Source organism: Streptomyces sp. bgisy100, from assembly GCF_057709105.1.
The window spans coordinates 169720-186701 of the sequence record NZ_JBYITE010000011.1 but is presented as its reverse complement, the minus strand read 5'-3'; the positions used below and the strand labels follow the sequence as shown (position 1 = coordinate 186701).

Here is a 16982-nt window from a genome sequence, read left to right as displayed (position 1 = left end):
AGGGATACCTCGACTTCGTGGGTGCTGCCGTGCCACCACGAGTACGTCTGCCGCGGCCTTGCTTCTCACCGTGCTCTCACTGCTGTTTCGCCATTCCGGCAGCTCGGGGCGGGGCGGGGCGAACGGCGTCCGCGGCAGGGCATGCTGCGGTGGACGCGTCGCCCCGGGCTCGGCCACGTGCTCGGCGCCGGTCGGTGGACCGTTCGGTGTGGGGCCGGTTCCCCGCCGGAGGCATCCCCGGAACGCCGTTCGGCGGGACGGCCGAGCATGCCGGTGACGTGCTGCGGCATGCGATCATGAGGCCTTTCAGCGGCAGCAGGTGAACGGGGGCAGGAGCAGTCCGATGCAGTACGTCGATCTGGAAGCGGTTCGCGGCGCATGCACCGGGGTCATCGACCCGACCCCTTACGTGGAGCGACTGCCCGAGCTGATCGACCGCCTGCCGCCCGGCGCGCGTGCCTTCGCCGCCGACCCGGACCACTACCGGTTCTCCGGCACGCGCTGCACCAAGGATCTGCAACTCCAGCAGCTCACCGTGCCCAGCGCCGAGTGTCCTGACTACCGAATCCACTTCCGGCACAACTGCTGGAAGCACGACGAAGACCTGATCGTCCGCTACACGGAGGTCACGGAGATCCGGATCGACATACCGGAGGCACCCGAACTGGGGCTTCCGGGCACCGTCATCCTGGACGAGATCCTCCCGCACGAATACGGCTGCTCCCACGAGGTGGCCTTCCGCCCCGGAACGCTGTACATCGTCTGCCGGGACCTCACCGCCACCTGGGTCGCGGCGGACTGCCCGGACAACCGGAATCCGGACGACGGGAATCCGGGCGACCGGGAGTAGCGGAGCGGAGGGTCCGTCCCGCGGGGCGACTGTGATGGCGCGCGACAGCCGGCCGTCCCGGCCCCGCTGTCCTGGAGACACCGGTCCGTCCGGGCCGCCACACAAATTGCCGATCTTGAACGCGCAGTCTCACCTAGGCTGCACCACCATGACGACATCTCCGGACGACAGCATCCGACCGTTCCAAGTCGCAATACCCGACAGCGATTTGGACGATCTGAGGAACCGCCTCGACCGCACCCGCTGGCCCGACGAACTGCCCGATGCCGGCTGGGCCTACGGCGTTCCGCGTGACTACCTGCGGGAACTCGCGCACTACTGGCGGCACGAGTACGACTGGCGGGCGGCGGAGACTCGTCTGAACCAGTGGCCGCAGTTCATGACCACGATCGACGGCGCAAACATCCACTTCGCGCACATCCGCTCCCCGGAACCGGATGCCACGCCGCTGATCATCACGCACGGCTGGCCCGGATCCATCGTCGAGTTCGAGCGGATCACCGGTCCGCTCACCGATCCCCGGGCGCACGGCGGCGATCCTGCGGACGCATTCCATCTGGTCCTGCCGAGCATCCCCGGCTTCGGGTTCTCCGGCCCCACCCGGGAGAAGGGCTGGGAGTACCACCGTGTGGCGGCTGCGTTCGCCGAGTTGATGCGCCGCCTCGGCTACCGGCGTTACGGGACCCAGGGCGGCGACTGGGGAGCGGCGATCTCCCGCGAACTGGGCCGCATCCGCCCCGACCACGTCATCGGCGTCCACCTGAACCTGATCCCCGGTGCCGGGGCGACGGCCGAGCCGTCCGAGGAGGAACTCGCCGCCCTCAGCCCCGCGGAACGAGAGCGCACCCGGGCCTCCTGGGAGCGGATGCAGGCGTGGAGCCGCGACAAGCAGGGCTACGCGGACATCCAGTCCACGCGTCCGCAGACCCTCGCCTACGCACTGGCCGACTCACCGGTCGGCCAGCTCGCCTGGATCGCCGAGAAGTTCAAGGAGTGGACGGACTCCGTCGACCGGCCGGAGGACGCCGTCGATCGCGACCATCTCCTGACCAACGTGATGCTGTACTGGCTGACCGGTACCGTCGGCTCCTCCGGGCGCATCTACTACGAGCGCGCTCACGCCGCCTACGCGGGAAATCAGCCGGAGCCCTCGACGGCCCCTACCGCGTTCGCCTCTTTCCCGCAGGAGAACTTCATCGTCCTGCGCCACATCGCCGAACGCACCAACAACATCGTCCGCTGGACGGATTTCGACCGCGGAGGTCACTTCGCCGCGATGGAAGAGCCGGACCTGCTCATCGGTGACATCCGAGCCTTCTTCCGCAGCCTGCGCGACGCAACCGCATCCTGACGGGACGAGCACCGGCCGCACCGCACCACGGGGGGCCGACGCCGGGAACACAGGCGCAGACGGGCAGGGCCCGGTGCCCCGCCGACCGGAGCCGGCCATCCGCCCCCACCGGGGCGGGGCGGTCGGCTCGTTCCCGGCTCGCCACCGGGCAGCCCTGAGTGCTCCAGTGGGTTTCGTGGCCCCACCCGGCGAGTCGTGACCGAGCACCTCAATTGGCCGGTGCGTGTTCAGGAGCCGCCGGGGGCCCGCGACGGCGCGCTCAGCCGACGGCAGGGAGCTGCCGAGCGAAGCGGCGGACGGCATCGGTGAAGGCGCCCGGGTCGTCGAAGTTCGCGAGGTGTCGTGCCCGCGGGATCAACTCGACGCGTGCGTGGGGATGTGCGCGGGCGAAGTCGGTCTCGCCGGCCCGGAAGACGGGGTCCTTCTCGCCGTTGAGGATCAGTACCGGAGCCTCCACACAGCGCATCGCACCCGCATCGAAGTGTCCCAGTACCTCGCCCCAGGCTGCGGGCAGGGTATGGAAGGCGTAGCCGGCACGGATGGTCGCCCCCACCACTTCGGGCGGATAGAGCCGCCGCAGCAACCGGTCGTTCCACCGGGCCAGCCGATCCGCCGGGATATGAGGGACCAGCCCGGCGACCCACCGATAGGGCGCTGCCCAGAGGCCGCGGGTGGAGGCGCTGGCTCCCGCGAGAACCAGCCCGCGCAGGTGTTCCGGACGACGCCGTGCGAACTCCAGCGAGGCGTATCCGCCGAGCGAGTGCCCGACGACCAGAGCCGGCCCACGGCCGAGCGAGTCCACCGCGGAGGCGATGATCTCCGTCGCACTGCGCAGGCTCCAGGGTTGAGCCGAGCGCTCGCCATGGCCGGGCAGATCGACGGCGGCCACCGGGAATTCGTCCCGGAGCGCGGCGAGCTGCACGCTCCACTGTCCCGCGCTGAAGCGCGTCCCGTGAACGAAGACTATGGGCACTGCATCCGCTGTTGTCATCAATCCCCCCGTTGTACCGTCCAGCCGACTCTATCGACGTGGTCGCCCTCATGATCAACGAAGTTGCCGGTTGAGGCTCGTCCCGCATCGTTCGGGCCACTTCTCCCGGCACAAACACGCCCAAGCGCACACGTGGGCCGTCGAAACGACGGCGAGTCGGCCTTCCAGCCGACCTACGGATCCCGGCTGCACGGGAGCGAGTCCGAGTTCGCGGCCCCGCGCTGCTTCGTGCTCAACGGCAACTACTGTCGCGACCATGGTCGAACACGATGTCCTCAGTGCCACCCGTGATGCCTACGACGCTGTTGCCCCCACCTATGCAGAGATGTTCCGCGACACGCTGCGTGACAGTCCCCTGGACCGCGCAATGCTGGGTGCCTTCGCCGAGGCCGTACGTGTGAGTGGGGGCGGTCCGGTCGCGGACCTGGGGTGTGGGCCTGGCCATGTCACCGCCCATCTGGACGAGTTGGGGCTGGCGGCGTTCGGTGTCGATGCCTCTCCAGCGATGATCGAGTCGGCTCGGCAGGCCTATCCGGGCCTGCGGTTCGACGTGGGCTCGATGGCCGCGTTGACCATCGCTGACGGCGCGCTCGGCGGCGTCCTCTCCCGTTGGTCCATCATCCACACTCCGCCGCCAGAACTCCCCGTCATCCTGGCGGAGTTCCACCGGGTGCTGGCCCCCGGCGGCCACCTGCTGGTCGGCTTCTGGGCAAGCGATGATCCGTCCCACCCGACACCCGTTTTCGATCACGCGGTCGCGCCGGCCTATCGGTGGCCGCCCGATCACCTTGCCGCGATGCTGCGCGAGTCCGGGCTGGCCGAGGTGGCTCGGATGGTTCGCGAGCCTCAGCCCACCGACCGGCGGCAGTTTCAGGAGGTTCACCTGCTCGCGCGCAAGGGCTAGGGAGGGGGCTGTCCGGCCGCACACGCGATCGCGCCCGCCCGGCCGGACGGTGAGTTTCGCCTCCGGCGCCGCCCCGCCGATTCATCACGGAATGCGGGACGGCCCTCAGTCCAGGCACTCGCGGGCCGTGTCCAGAAATGCGTTGCGGCTCGGGCGGACGTGCGCCGCCACCTGCTCGACCACCGATTCCGGTGAGCCGCTCGGGCCCTCCCTGAGTACCTGCTGCAGCGCGAACACCAGGACGCGCGCGGCATTGTTCACCTGCGGGGCGCACAGCATATGGATCGTCTTCTGGAGCACCCACAGCCTGTCGATGGTCGCTTCGGCCCGTTGTCGCCTCGACTGCTCGTCGGCCGACCGGTCTAGACAGCGGTCCACCGCCACGCGTTCGGCCTCCTGCACGGCCACGATGAAGGCCACCAGATGGGAGATCCGGTCCGCGCGGCGGGTCTCGGCGGCCTCGTCGCTGCGGCGCCGTGCCTCGGCACGTTCCGCCGAGCGGCGTGCGGACTGCTGCGCCGCGAAGGACAGCGCCCCACCGAGGACGACACCCAGCAGCGAGGTCAGTGCGGCCCACATGTCGGTTCCCGTCTGCATCGGCCCATCCACGAACGTGGGAGCAGGTGGTGTCGATCCCAGCACAGAACGTAGGGGGCGCCCCGGGAGCGCCCGGCCGGATACGCGCGGCTGCGGAGGGGGTGCTGCGTGGATGTGCGTAGCCGACTCGGTGTGCCGGTGTCCGCTGTGGCCCGAAGCCCGAAGCCCGAAGCCCGAAGCCCGAAGCCGAAGCCCGGACCGCGAGCGCGATCCTCGAGAACGGCCCGGGGCGGGGCTCAGGGGCGACCGGGGCCGCAGGGCGCCCCCGGGGCGCCGGCCGCCGTCCCGTCCCACCGAGACTTGGTGTGAACGCACATGCAAGCGGGATTGTGGTTTCTGCCAGGCCCGTGCGATGTGACAGCAGACGTTCCCCTTGCATCTGCGACAGTATGATCGGCGCATGTACAGTTACCGGATCGGGGAAGCCGCCGCCCTGATGGGCGTCAGCGCCGACACCCTCAGGCGCTGGATCGACAGCGGACGGCTGCACGCCGAACGTGACGAGCAGGGGCGCCGGACGGTCGCGGGGCCGGATCTGGCCGCTTTCGTCCGGGAGCTGAACCGGGCGGAGCGGGAGAGCACCGGCTCGTCCGCCCGCAACCGCTTCTCCGGCATCGTCACCGAGGTGATCCTGGGCGATGTGTCGGCCCAGGTGGAGATCCAGGCCGGGCCGTTCCGGGTGGTGTCCATGATCAGCCGGGAGTCGGCCGAGGAACTGGAGCTGGCCCCCGGCGTTCCGGCGACAGCCGTGATCAAGTCGACCAACGTGGTCGTCGAACGAGCCTGAACAGGACAGAGGGAGATACCGTGCCGACCCGTTCCGCCCGCCGCACACCGACATTCACCATGGCGGCAGTCACGGCGCTGCTGCTGTCCGTCGGCGCCTGTTCCTCCTCGGAGCCGTCGTCCTCGGGCTCCTCCTCGTCGAAGAAGGTCTCCGGCAAGGTGACGGTGTTCGCCGCCGCCTCGCTGAAGGAGAGCTTCACCGCGCTGGGCAAGAAGTTCGAGGCCGACCACCGCGGCACCGAGGTCACGTTCAACTTCGGTGGCAGCGACGCCCTGGCCGCCAGCATCACCTCCGGCGCCCCCGCGGACGTCTTCGCGGCCGCCAGCGACAAGACGATGAAGACGGTCACCGACGCGCACGACACCGCCGGAGCACCGGCGCCGTTCGTCCGCAACAAGCTGGAGATCGCCACTCCGCCCGGCAACCCGAAGAAGATCCGCACCCTGAAGGACCTCACCCGGCCCGGGACGAAGGTCGCCCTGTGCGACAGGACGGTGCCCTGCGGTGCGGCGGCGCAGAAGGCGCTCGACGCCTCCGGGCTGAAGCTCACCCCGGCGTCCTACGAACAGGACGTCAAGGGCGCCCTGACCAAGGTGGAACTGGGGGAGGTCGACGCCGCCGTGGTCTACACGACGGATGTGCGGGCGGCCGGGAAGAAGGTCGAGGGCGTGGAGTTCCCCGAGGCCGCGGACGCCATCAACACCTATCCCCTCGCCCTGCTGAAGAACGCGCCCAACGCCGCCGCGGCCGAGGAGTTCATCGGCCTGGTGAAGTCCGCCGAGGGCCGGAAGGTCCTCACCGGCGCCGGCTTCCTGCAGCCATGACCGGCCGGCCGGGCACCGGGGGCGGCGTCCGCACGGGCAGGACGCGGCGCCGCCCCGCCCGCGGCGCCCGGCGGGCTCCGCTGCCGCTGCTGGTGCCCGCCCTGGCCGGTCTCGTCTTCCTGCTGCTGCCGCTGGCCGCGCTGCTCCTCCGGGCGCCCTGGAGCAGCCTGCCGCAGCAGCTCGGCAGCGCTGAGGTCTGGGACGCGCTGCGGCTCTCGCTGATCACCGCCACGGCCGCCACCGGCGTCAGCCTGGTGCTCGGTGTCCCGCTGGCGTGGCTGCTGGCCCGCACCGAGTTCCCCGGCCGGCGCCTGGTGCGGGCGCTGGTCACTCTGCCGCTGGTGCTGCCGCCCGTGGTCGGCGGTGTGGCGCTGCTGCTGGCGCTGGGCCGCAACGGCGTGGCCGGGCGGTGGCTGGACGAGGCCTTCGGGGTCACCCTGCCGTTCACCACTGCCGGAGTGGTCGTCGCGGAGGCGTTCGTCGCGATGCCGTTCCTCGTCATCAGCGTCGAGGGCACGCTGCGCGCGGCCGATCCGCGGTACGAGGAGGCCGCCGCGACCCTGGGCGCCTCGCGCTTCACCGCGTTCCGCCGGGTCACCCTGCCGCTGATCGCTCCGGGGGTGGCCGCCGGCGCGGTGCTCGCCTGGGCCCGCGCCCTGGGCGAGTTCGGGGCCACCATCACCTTCGCCGGCAACTTCCCCGGCCGCACCCAGACCATGCCCCTGGCGGTCTACCTGGCGTTGCAGAACGACCCGGCCGCCGCCATCGCCCTCAGCCTGGTGCTGCTCGCCGTGTCCATCGCGGTCCTCGCCGGGCTGCGCGACCGCTGGATGACCGCACCATGACGCTCGACGCACACCTCGTGGCCGGCCGGGGCTCCTTCCGCCTCGACCTGACCCTGCACGCGGAGCCGGGCGATGTGCTCGCCCTCCTCGGCCCCAACGGCGCGGGCAAGACCACCGCCCTGCGCGCCCTCGCCGGTCTCGCCCCCTCCGGCGGTGGCCATCTGCGGCTCGACGGGGCCGACCTCGACGGGATCCCGCCCGAGGCGCGCCCGGTCGGTGTGGTCTTCCAGGACTACCTGCTCTTTCCGCACCTCAGCGCGCTCGACAACGTCGCCTTCGGGCCCCGCTGTCACGGCGCGTCGAAAGCCGAGGCCCGTGCCGGGGCGCGCCGGTGGCTGGAACGCATGGGACTGGCGGACCACGCCGCCGCCAAGCCCCGGCACCTCTCCGGCGGCCAGGCCCAGCGGGTGGCCCTCGCCCGCGCCCTGGCCACCCGGCCCCGCCTGTTGCTGCTCGACGAGCCGCTGGCCGCTCTCGACGCCCGCACCCGCATCGAGGTGCGCGCCCAGCTCCGGCACCACCTGGCGGACTTCGAGGCCGTCGCCGTCCTGGTCACCCACGACCCGCTCGACGCCATGGTGCTCGCCGACCGGCTCGTCGTTCTGGAGGACGGCCGCGCCGTGCAGGAGGGCACGCCGTCCGACATCGCCCGCCGCCCCCGCACCGACTACATCGCCCACCTCGTGGGGCTCAACCTGTACCAGGGGGAGGCCGACGGCCACCGCGTGCGGCTGGACGCCGGTCCGGTCGTCAGCGCCGCCGACGCCCTGACCGGGCCCGCGTTCGTGGCCTTCCCGCCCAGTGCCGTCACTCTCCACCGGGAGCGGCCCGGCAGCTCCAGCGCCCGCAACGTCTGGCGCGGCCGGGTCACCGGCCTGGAGTCGCACGGAGACCAGATCCGGGCCGGCCTCACCGGTGACCTCTCCCTCACCGCCGATCTGACGACCGCCGCCACCGCCGAACTCGGTCTGCACCCCGGTGTCGAGGTCTGGGCCACCGTCAAGGCGACTCAAATGCACGCCTACCCGGCCTGACGGGTGGGGGAGGGGCCCGGCATCACCGCGCTGCCCGGCCCGCGGGGGGAGGCCGGCATGCAGGCTCGTACGCAACCGCCCCGGGGGTTCCGGCACGGCCCACGCGCGTGTCGCGGCGGCTCACGGACGCCGGGCCGGGCGGGCCCCGCCGGAAACGGAGATCAGCCGGGGAGGGACATCCACCGGGGACGGCTCCGTGGCGGGGAAACGCCTGTGCGCGGGCGCCCACGTCCGTGTGAAGACGGCCATGGACCGGCCGTACCGCACCGACTCCGATGTTCTCCTCTTCGCGGGCCGTCAAAACCTGCCAGGAGGCATTGATGTGATGTCAGATTCCGTTATGTGCGGTTGTGCTGAATCTTCATCAGCGGATCGCAGTGGATCGCGTCACACACCGTCGCCGGACGCTGAATGGAGCGTGACGAATGTGCTACACCCCTCTGGGGTTCGAAAGAGACAGGTAGGCGTTACGGGAGCAGTTCCTTCGCGGGAGGCGGTGGCCTTGACAGTGCTGGGCCGATCTGCTGCTCCCGCACGAGTGGCCAGAACGGTCGTCGACGTCCGCTCCGGTGTTCCGGACGGGTGAGATGAACTTGCGCGTGGAGAGGATCCTCATGAGCACTTCGGTAACTCGTACGGTCGAGCAGGTGGTGGACACGGTTCGCTACCCCTTGTCCGATCCGGACAGTGCCGACTGGAAATCCATGGTCATCCGCACCCGCGGCGAACTGGAGACGCTGGGGTGCAGCGTCCTTCCCGCATTCATCCGGCCGTCCCTGGCCGCGGTACTCCGCGAGGAATGCGGGACCATCGCGCCGCGGGCGCACTACGACATCGAAACGGTCAACGCCTACAACATCGACGTCGACTCCACCGTTCCGGAGGGCCATCCGGGGCGCATCGCGATCGAGCGCGGGAATGCCTTCGTGGCCCGCGACCGCATTCCCCGGGAATTCATCATTCATCAGCTCTACTCCGATGAGCTGTTCCAGCGTTTCATCGCCGACTGCTTCGAACTGCCCCGGCTCCACGAACTCGGGGACCCGCTCTCCGGGCTGTGCCTGAACGTGGTCAACCCGGGGATGGAGCATCCCTGGCACTTCGACACGAACGAGTTCACCGTGAGTCTGCTCACCCAGGAATCCGAGGCCGGTGGCGTCTTCGAGTACTGCCCGAACATCCGGTCCGCCCAGGCCGAGAACTTCGACGACGTCCGGGACGTCCTGACCGGCCGCGGTGAGCGGCTGATCCGTCGGCTCACCCTGCGGCCGGGCGATCTGCAACTGTTCAAAGGCCGCTACTCGCTGCACCGCGTGAGCGAGGTGGAGGGCCGCACCGCGCGGCACACCGCGATATTCGCCTACAGCGAGCGCCCCGGAGTCATCGGGAGCGTGGCGCGCACCAAACAGCTGTTCGGTCGCGTGATGCCACAGCATCTGGCGGCCGAGAGCTGTGCGGTGCGCGTCGATCAGCTGCTGGACTAGCGAGGCCGCCGGGGCGGTGAAAACCACCCTCCCGCGGCCCGTCGACCGCTCTGCATCCACGTCAGGAGTGCACCCGTGCGATTCGACCCGACCGGAAAAGTCTCCCTCGAGAACGTCTACACACAACCCGACCCGCGCGCGTACTTCCGTACGCTGCGCGAGCTCGACTACTGCATCCCTCAGCTGGCCAAGCCCTATTTCACGAAACTCGTCCACGAATACCGGGACGTCCGGCGGGTCCGTACGCCGCACATCCTGGACATCGGCTGTTCCTACGGCATCAACGCCGCCCTGCTCACCTGCAACACGACCATGGACGGGCTCTACGAGCGGTACTGCGACGGTGACACCCCCGGCCTGACCGGCGACGAGCTGCTCGCCCGCGACCGGGAGTGGGTCGCCGGCCGGGAGCGCCCCGCCGCGGCCCGGTTCACCGGCCTCGACGCCTCCCGGCCCGCCCTGTCGTACGCGCTGGCGGCCGGGCTCCTCGACAGCGCGGTCCACGCCGACCTGGAGACGTACGACCCCACCGAACAGCAGCGCGCGCTGCTCGCCGGGACCGACCTGGTCATCTCGACGGGCTGCGTCGGCTACGTCACCGAGAAGACGCTCTCCCGGGTGGTCGAGGCCCACGGCGGCGCGCGCAAACCGTGGATGGCCCACTTCGTTCTGCGCATGTTCCCGTTCGACGCGGTCGAGGAGAGCCTCGCCGCCGCGGGGTACGAGACCGTCCACGTCGAAGGCCTGTTCAAACAGCGGCGGTTCGCCTCCGCGGAGGAGCAGTCGCGGGTGCTCGACACCCTGTCGTCCGTCGGCGTGGACCCGTCCGGTCTGGAGGCCGACGGCTGGTTCTACGCCCGGCTCCACGTCTCCCGGCCGCGCGAGCCCGAACGCCACGCCGTCGGGTGACCTTCGTCCGCCGTCCCGTCGGTGACTGCGGCGGGCTGCAGTCACCGACGGCACCACCCCGTCCCGAGATCCGGGCAACCAGTGACCAATCGAGGAACCCAGTGAACAGCAGTCAGGAACCGGCCACCCCGGCCACCCGTACCTTCGCGAACGACGACACCCTGCCGCGCGTGCCCCTGCCCACGCTGGAGGAGACCTGCGAACGGTTCCTCGCCTGGTGCGAGCCGTTGCTCACCGCGGAGGAGCGGGAGCGGACCCGTGCGGAAGTGGAGGCGTTCCTCCGGCCGGACGGCCCCGGGCGGACCCTCCACGCGGCCCTGGAGCGGTACGACGCCGAGGACGGCGTGCACAGCTGGCTCGACACCTTCTGGCCCTACCGCTACCTCGGCCGGCGCGACCGCATCGCGCTCAACGCGAATTTCTTCTTCCTGTTCGAGGACACCGGGCAGAGCCAGGTGGAACGGGCCGCCGGGCTGATCACCGCCGCCGTCGCCTACAAGCGGCAGCTGGACGCGGAGCGCGTTCCGCCGATCGTCCAGCGGGGCCGGGCGCTGTCGATGGACCAGAACAAGTACCTGTTCTCCACGACCCGGATCCCGGGCCGGGAGCTGGACACGGTGCGCGCCCCGTACTCCGAGGAGCGGCCCGGCCCGTCGTCCGCCCGCCACATCGTGGTGTTCCACCGCGGCAACCTGTTCCGCATGGAGGTGCTCGGCGAGGACGGGCTGCCGCACACCCCCGACGACCTCGCGGCGGGGCTGGCCGCCGTCATGAAGGCCGGGGCGGAGCCGGCCCCGCAGGACGCTGCCGTCGGCCATCTCACCACCATGGCGCGGGCCGAGTGGGCCGGCCGCCGGGACGCCCTCGTCGCCTGCGACCCCGGCAACGCGGACGCGCTCGAGGTGGTCGAGTCTGCGCTGTTCTGCGTGTGTCTGGAGGACTTCGCCCCCGGGGACACGCAGGAGACCTGCGACCAGCTGCTGTACGGGAACAGCGGCAACCGGTGGTTCGACAAGGCGGTGTCCCTGATCGTCTTCGAGGACGGCCGGGCGGGCATCAACGTGGAGCACTGCGAGCTCGACGGGACGACGATCCTCAGCTTCGTCGACGCCCTGCTGGGCACCCCGGTCGAGGAGCACGCCCGGCAGTCGGGGGCGCGGTCCCAGGGCCTGCCCGCCGTCGAGCCCGTCACCTTCGTGCTCGACGCGGCCCTGCGCGCGGACGTACGGTCGGCCGCCGAGGCGTTCGCGGAGTACGGTGCCGCCACGGCGACCACCACGGTCTCCTTCGACGACTTCGGCGGCAACCGGGCCAAGCAACTGCGCATCTCGCCCGACGCGTTCGTGCAGATGGCCTACCAACTCGCCCACCAGCGGGCCAAGGGCACGGTCGGCCCGACCTACGAGTCGATCGCCACCCGGCAGTTCCGGCGCGGGCGGACCGAGGCGATGCGGGTCGTCACACCCGAGGTGCTGCGGTTCGTGGCCGCGATGGAGGACCCCGGCGCGGACCGGGCGGCCCGCCGGGCGGCGTTCCGGGCCGCCGCCGACCGGCATGTGGAACGGGCGAAGCACTGCCAGCAGGGGCAGGCACCCGAGCAGCACCTGTGGGAGCTCCAGCTGATCCGGAAGCGGCGCGGCGCGTCGCTGGGCGTGACGGAGGACCCGGGGCTGTACGGCACTCCGGGCTGGCTCGTCATGCGGGACGACTGCCTGAGCACCAGCTCCGCGCCCTCCACCCACATCCAGTACTTCGGCTTCGGGTCGACCAGCAGCCGGTGCATCGGCGTCGCCTACGTCCTGCTGCCCGACCGGTTCAACGTCTACCTGAGCACCCCGCGTCCGGTGGCCGAAGGGATGCACGCCTTCGCCGACCGGCTCCGTGCGGCGGTGCGGGAACTGCAGGACCTGCTGGCCACGGATGACGACGAGGACGCGCGTCCGGCGGGAGGCCGCTGACCCCCGGGCCGTCCCGTTCCGCTCGGTGCTCCGGGCCGGGCGGGCGGGACGGCCCCGGTCCGCACGGCACACACCGGTAGCGGGCAGGGGGCCGACTGAACCGCCCTCACTCCTCGGGCACTTCCACAATCACCAGGGTCCCTCGGCTTCCCGTACGAACGGCATGCCGGGCGCCCGCCGGCACGGCGTACATCTCGCCCGGCCCCACGGTCACCTCGGCATCTTCGACGCTCAGTTCCAGCCGGCCGTCGAGCACCAGCAGCACCTCGGCGGCGCCATGCGTCTCCTCCTCGACCGGCAGCTCGTCCATGCGCAGCACCTTGACGCAGGCCGTCCCCACCTCGCCCAGCAGACGGGAGTTCCACGCGCCCGAGAGCGCGGCCGCGGTCCGGAACAGGTCGACCACACTCATGACATGCCTCCCAGCGGGCCCCTCCCGTCATGCCGGGAGAGGTCCGCATCGCGATCAATGGATGCCTGGAAGCTACGTGATCGGGGGCGACAGGTGATCGACCGTTCGGCAAAACCTCTCACCGCGGGCACAGGGAAATCCGGACCTGCTGCGGGCACAGGGAATCCGGATCTGCCGATGGGCGGTGGCACCCCGGTCAGTGTCCGAAGGAGTGCGTCCGGGCGATCAGCAGGGCCACGTCGTCCTCCCGGTTCTCCGGGCGGCGCAGCGTGCGCAGCAGATGGTCGCAGGTCTTCTCCAGCGGGCGGTCCGCGTTGTCGAGGCTGTCCAGCAGGGTGGCCAGCCGGACGTCGATGGCCTCGTCCCGCGTCTCGACCAGCCCGTCGGTGTACAGCACGAGCTGGTCGCCCGGCCGCAGCCCGAGGGCGGTGGTGCGGAAGACGACGCCGCCCACCCCCAGTGGCGCCCCGGTCGGCAGGTCGAGCAGCTCACGGCGGCCGTCGGCGTGCAGCAGGACCGGGGGCAGATGCCCCGCGAGCGAGATGCGGCACTGCCCGTCGTGCGGGTCGTGCACGGCGTAGACGCAGGTGGCGATGGTGTGGTCCAGCCCGTCGGTCAGCCGGTCCAGGTGGTGCAGCACCTGCGCCGGATCCAGGCCGAGGTCGGCGAGGGTGCGGGTGGCGGTGCGGAGCTGCCCCATCATGGCCGCGGCGCTGATGCCGCTGCCCATGACGTCCCCGACCACCAGGGCGGTCCGGTCCTCGCTCAGCGGGATGACGTCGAACCAGTCGCCGCCGATCTCGTCCACCGCACGGGCCGGCTCGTAGCGGGAGGCCAGCGTCAGCCCCGGCCGCCGCGGCGGCGGCTGCTGGGGCAGCAGGCTCCGCTGGAGGGTGAGGGCGGCACGGCGCTGCTCCTGGACGGCGAGATGGCGCTCGGTGACGTCGACCACCGAGGCCGCCACCCCCAGCACCTTCCCGTTGGACGATTCGAGCCGGTAGAAGGACACCGACCAGGCGTGGTCCGTCTCCGGATCCGCCGGGGTGCGGCCGACGACGTACTGGTCGAGGACCGGGAGGCCGGTGGTGAGGACCCGGCGCATGGCCCGCTCCAGGGGCGCCGTCTCCAGGTCCGGCAGCACGTCGTCGATGGTCCGGCCGATGTGCTCGGCGGCCGGCACGCCGTTCAGGCGCTCCAGCGCCGGGTTGGTGGTGACGTACCGCAGGTCGGTGTCCAGCACGGCCAGACCGATCGGCGACTGCGCCACGAGACGGGTGGACAGCGCGAGGTCACGTTCGACCCGCCGGAGCGTGGCCTGGTCCGTGGCCAGTCCCAGGGCGTAGTAGTCGCCCTGCTTGTCCTGGAGCCGCATGTTGCGGAACTCCACCAGCAGCGTGCTGCCGTCCTTGTGCCGCACCGGGAAGACTCCGGCCCACCCGTCGTCGCCCGCCATGACCTCGGCGAACAGCCCCAGCACCATCTCCATGTGCTCTTCGCGCACCAGCAGCCGGCCCGCGTACTCGCCCAGGGCCTCCTCGGAGGTGTAGCCGAAGAGCTGCTCGGCCTGCGGGCTCCACAGCCGGATGCGCCCGTCGGCGTCGAGGACGGCGGCCGCGACGTTCAGCACGTCGAGCAGGCCGCCCGGTGCCGACGGGCCGGTGCCCGCCGCCCCGGGATGGGCTCCGAAGGACTCGGATGCACTCATCCCAGGCACTCCTTCCGCGGCCATGGGCGCGCTGCCTGGTGCCGGTCCGGGCCCCTCATGCCATCGCTGATACCCGGCTGCATCCATGGTCGCCGCTACGCCTCGGGCCTGCCATCGCGGAGCGCCCGTTCCGCGGCATCCGGCCCGGCGGGGACGCGGCGGGGCGTGCCGGTGGTCGTGGGACGGTCTCCCCCCGGAGTGCGGGGGCTCGGCCGGGGCTCCGGGCGCCTTGGCGCCGGGGCGGCGGGTGGACAGGCGTACCTACGCCCGGGGCCCACCCGCGACCGACGGTGACGGGCGGTGACCCTCCGGGTGCGGCGCCTCAGGCTTCGGTGAGCGGCGCTTCGGTGAGCGGCGCTGCGGCGGAGAGCCCCGACGGGGGGAGGGGCCCGCCGGACGCGGGGACCACCACCGGAGCCCCGTCGGTCGGGGCCCGGAGGATGTCCGCCTCGATCCCGTACAGCCGGCGGACCAGACCTGCGTCGACGACCTCCCGGGGCGGGCCCTCGGCGACGACCCGGCCGTCCTGCAGGGCGACGATCCGGTCGGCGTACCGGGCCGCGGCGGCGAGGTCGTGCAGCACCATGACGACCGTGCGGCCCGCGGACGCCACCTCCCGTACGAGCTCCAGGACTTCGACCGCGTGGCCGATGTCGAGGGCGCTGGTGGGCTCGTCCAGCAGGGTCACCGGGGTGTCCTGGGCGAGCGTCATCGCGAGCCAGCAGCGCTGCCGTTGGCCGCCGGAGAGCCGGTCGAGCCGGCGGTCGGCGAGCTCGGAGACGCCGGTGGCGTCCAGGGCGTCCGCCACGGCCCGCTCGTCCTCGTGCGACCACTGGCGGAACAGGCCCTGGTGCGGGTGGCGTCCGTACCGTACGAGACCGGCCGCGGTGACGGCCTCGGGCGCCTGCGGGGACTGGGGGAGCAGCGCCACACGGTGGGCGGCGTCCCGGGGACGGAGCTTCCACAGGTCGCTGCCGTCCACCTGCACCCGGCCGGACTCGGGCTGGTGGAGCCGCGCCATGCAGCGCAGGAGGGTGGACTTTCCACAGCCGTTGGGGCCGACGATCACCACTACCCGGCCCGGGGCGACGGTGAGATCGACGTCGGTCACCGCGCGGCGTCCGGGGTATCCGGCGGTGAGCTTCTCGACCCGGAGCTCCACGGACGGCAGAACTCTCCCCGGCAGGGGCGCGCGAACCCCTTGCGAATTCAGCATAAGGTAAGGCTAACCTAAGGCTGCCTCGGTGGAGACTCTTCTCCCGGGGCGGATTTCCCACGCCTTCTGACGCCGGAGCCGTACATGACGTTGCCCAACCGCCCCTCCCACTCCGCCTCTCGCCGCGCCGTGCGGGTACTCGCCGGAGTGGGCGCCGCCGTCCTGCTGGCTGCCGGATGCGGTTCCGGTTCAGGTGACGACAAGTCCTAGTCGGACACCGAGAGACGCACCTCCTCGGACGCCACCCGGACCGTCAAGGACGCGACCGGCAAGGCGGTCGAGGTTCCGGCTCACCCCAAACGGATCGTGACTCTGACCCAGGAGGACCTCGACGCCGTGCTGGCACTCGGCCTCGAGCCGGTCGGCATCACCAACGGACAGGGCCTGAACAAGCCCCCGGCGTACCTGAAGGACAAGGTCAAGGGCATCGATGTGGTGGGCAATCTGCTGCAGCCGGTGATGGACAAGGTCGTCGCGGCCGAGCCGGACCTGATCCTGGCCGGTGACATGCAGGACGAACAGGTCCTGAAGCAGCTGCGGGAGATCACCCCGGCAACCCTGGTCACCATGGCGCCCACCGACGAATGGAAGCTGTCCTTCCGGGGCGTGGGCAACGCCGTGAACGAACTCGACAAGGCCAACAAGGTCATCGCCGGCTACGAAACCGCCGCCAAGAAGGCCGGGGCCGGGCTCGGTGGGAGCAAGGGGGCCGAGGTCAGCATCGTCCGCTGGAACCCGGACGGCCCGAGCTGGATGGAGAAGCGGCAGTTCGCCGGCGGCGTCGCCCTGGACATGGGCCTGAAGCGCCCCAAGTCCCAGAACAAGGACGGCAACGCGCACACCCCGTCGCTCTCCCTGGAGAAGATCGAGGAGATCGACGGCGACTGGCTGTTCCTCAGCACCCTCACCCCGGATGGCGAGAAGGCGCTGAAGGACGTGCGGCGGAAGCCCGCCTTCAAGGAGCTGAACGCGGTGAAGGACGACCATGTGGTGACCGTGGACGGCTCGGTCTGGTCCACCCGCGGCGGCCCGCTGGCGGGCCGGGTGGTGCTGGACGACATCACGGAGGCGCTGAAGAAGTCCTGACGGTTGAAAAGGGGCTTGACGCAGGAGTC

General features: G+C 71.2%; 15 protein-coding genes and 1 pseudogene. 11 read left to right on the top strand and 5 right to left on the bottom strand.

The genetic code is table 11. The annotated features are described in order from the left end of the window. Positions 1-343 precede the first annotated feature (343 nt). Together AC3EQ1_RS10890 and AC3EQ1_RS10885 are read left to right on the top strand one after the other, a co-directional pair. Positions 344-850, top strand: coding sequence for a hypothetical protein (locus AC3EQ1_RS10890; protein WP_432094113.1), 507 nt, complete (start codon positions 344-346; stop codon positions 848-850). A 148-nt stretch (positions 851-998) separates the two neighbouring features. Beyond that, positions 999-2201 carry an epoxide hydrolase family protein gene (locus AC3EQ1_RS10885; protein WP_432094112.1) on the top strand — a complete coding sequence of 401 codons (1203 nt, stop codon included), beginning with the start codon at positions 999-1001 and terminating at the stop codon, positions 2199-2201. A 259-nt stretch (positions 2202-2460) separates the two neighbouring features. Here AC3EQ1_RS10885 and AC3EQ1_RS10880 read toward each other — a convergent pair whose 3' ends face one another. Then, a complete protein-coding gene (locus AC3EQ1_RS10880; RefSeq protein ID WP_432094111.1) occupies positions 2461-3192 on the bottom strand; it encodes an alpha/beta fold hydrolase in 732 nt (243 codons plus the stop codon). Between the two features lie 256 nt (positions 3193-3448). Here AC3EQ1_RS10880 and AC3EQ1_RS10875 point away from each other — a divergent pair, with 256 nt between their 5' ends. After that, positions 3449-4096 (top strand): class I SAM-dependent methyltransferase, encoded by a 648-nt coding sequence (locus tag AC3EQ1_RS10875; protein ID WP_432094110.1) that lies wholly within the window; start codon positions 3449-3451, stop codon positions 4094-4096. A 105-nt stretch (positions 4097-4201) separates the two neighbouring features. Here AC3EQ1_RS10875 and AC3EQ1_RS10870 read toward each other — a convergent pair whose 3' ends face one another. Then, positions 4202-4693 carry a hypothetical protein gene (locus AC3EQ1_RS10870; protein WP_432094109.1) on the bottom strand — a complete coding sequence of 164 codons (492 nt, stop codon included), beginning with the start codon at positions 4691-4693 and terminating at the stop codon, positions 4202-4204. A 400-nt stretch (positions 4694-5093) separates the two neighbouring features. On the opposite strand from AC3EQ1_RS10870, the gene AC3EQ1_RS10865 reads away from it, so the two are divergent. From AC3EQ1_RS10865 to AC3EQ1_RS10835, 7 genes are all read left to right on the top strand, one after another. After that, the gene (locus AC3EQ1_RS10865; RefSeq protein ID WP_432094108.1) at positions 5094-5480 is read left to right on the top strand and encodes a TOBE domain-containing protein; all 387 of its coding nucleotides are present in this window, start codon (positions 5094-5096) and stop codon (positions 5478-5480) included. Positions 5481-5539: 59 nt separating this feature from the next. Further along, positions 5540-6304, top strand: coding sequence for a molybdate ABC transporter substrate-binding protein (gene modA / locus AC3EQ1_RS10860; RefSeq protein WP_432094121.1), 765 nt, complete (start codon positions 5540-5542; stop codon positions 6302-6304). After that, positions 6301-7149 (top strand): ABC transporter permease, encoded by an 849-nt coding sequence (locus AC3EQ1_RS10855; protein ID WP_432094107.1) that lies wholly within the window; start codon positions 6301-6303, stop codon positions 7147-7149. The genes modA and AC3EQ1_RS10855 overlap by 4 nt, the downstream gene beginning before the upstream one ends. Beyond that, positions 7146-8183: an ABC transporter ATP-binding protein gene (locus AC3EQ1_RS10850; RefSeq protein WP_432094106.1), complete on the top strand. Its 1038-nt coding sequence runs from the start codon at positions 7146-7148 to the stop codon at positions 8181-8183. The genes AC3EQ1_RS10855 and AC3EQ1_RS10850 overlap by 4 nt, the downstream gene beginning before the upstream one ends. Before the next feature lie 614 nt (positions 8184-8797). Then, the gene (locus AC3EQ1_RS10845; RefSeq protein WP_432094105.1) at positions 8798-9667 is read left to right on the top strand and encodes a HalD/BesD family halogenase; all 870 of its coding nucleotides are present in this window, start codon (positions 8798-8800) and stop codon (positions 9665-9667) included. 75 nt (positions 9668-9742) lie between these two features. Further along, positions 9743-10576, top strand: coding sequence for a class I SAM-dependent methyltransferase (locus tag AC3EQ1_RS10840; RefSeq protein WP_432094104.1), 834 nt, complete (start codon positions 9743-9745; stop codon positions 10574-10576). Positions 10577-10677: 101 nt separating this feature from the next. Beyond that, positions 10678-12534 (top strand): choline/carnitine O-acyltransferase, encoded by a 1857-nt coding sequence (locus tag AC3EQ1_RS10835; RefSeq protein ID WP_432094103.1) that lies wholly within the window; start codon positions 10678-10680, stop codon positions 12532-12534. A gap of 106 nt (positions 12535-12640) precedes the next feature. Here AC3EQ1_RS10835 and AC3EQ1_RS10830 read toward each other — a convergent pair whose 3' ends face one another. The 3 genes from AC3EQ1_RS10830 to AC3EQ1_RS10820 all read right to left on the bottom strand — a co-directional run bounded on the left by AC3EQ1_RS10830 (position 12641) and on the right by AC3EQ1_RS10820 (position 15813). Next, positions 12641-12946: a cupin domain-containing protein gene (locus AC3EQ1_RS10830; RefSeq protein ID WP_432094102.1), complete on the bottom strand. Its 306-nt coding sequence runs from the start codon at positions 12944-12946 to the stop codon at positions 12641-12643. Between the two features lie 196 nt (positions 12947-13142). Then, positions 13143-14651 carry a SpoIIE family protein phosphatase gene (locus AC3EQ1_RS10825; protein ID WP_432094101.1) on the bottom strand — a complete coding sequence of 503 codons (1509 nt, stop codon included), beginning with the start codon at positions 14649-14651 and terminating at the stop codon, positions 13143-13145. Positions 14652-14973: 322 nt separating this feature from the next. Further along, positions 14974-15813 (bottom strand): ABC transporter ATP-binding protein, encoded by an 840-nt coding sequence (locus AC3EQ1_RS10820; protein ID WP_432094120.1) that lies wholly within the window; start codon positions 15811-15813, stop codon positions 14974-14976. A 138-nt stretch (positions 15814-15951) separates the two neighbouring features. Between AC3EQ1_RS10820 and AC3EQ1_RS10815 the strand changes: the two are divergent. Beyond that, positions 15952-16953 (top strand): annotated as a pseudogene (locus tag AC3EQ1_RS10815) (ABC transporter substrate-binding protein). The last annotated feature ends 29 nt before the right edge of the window (positions 16954-16982 follow it).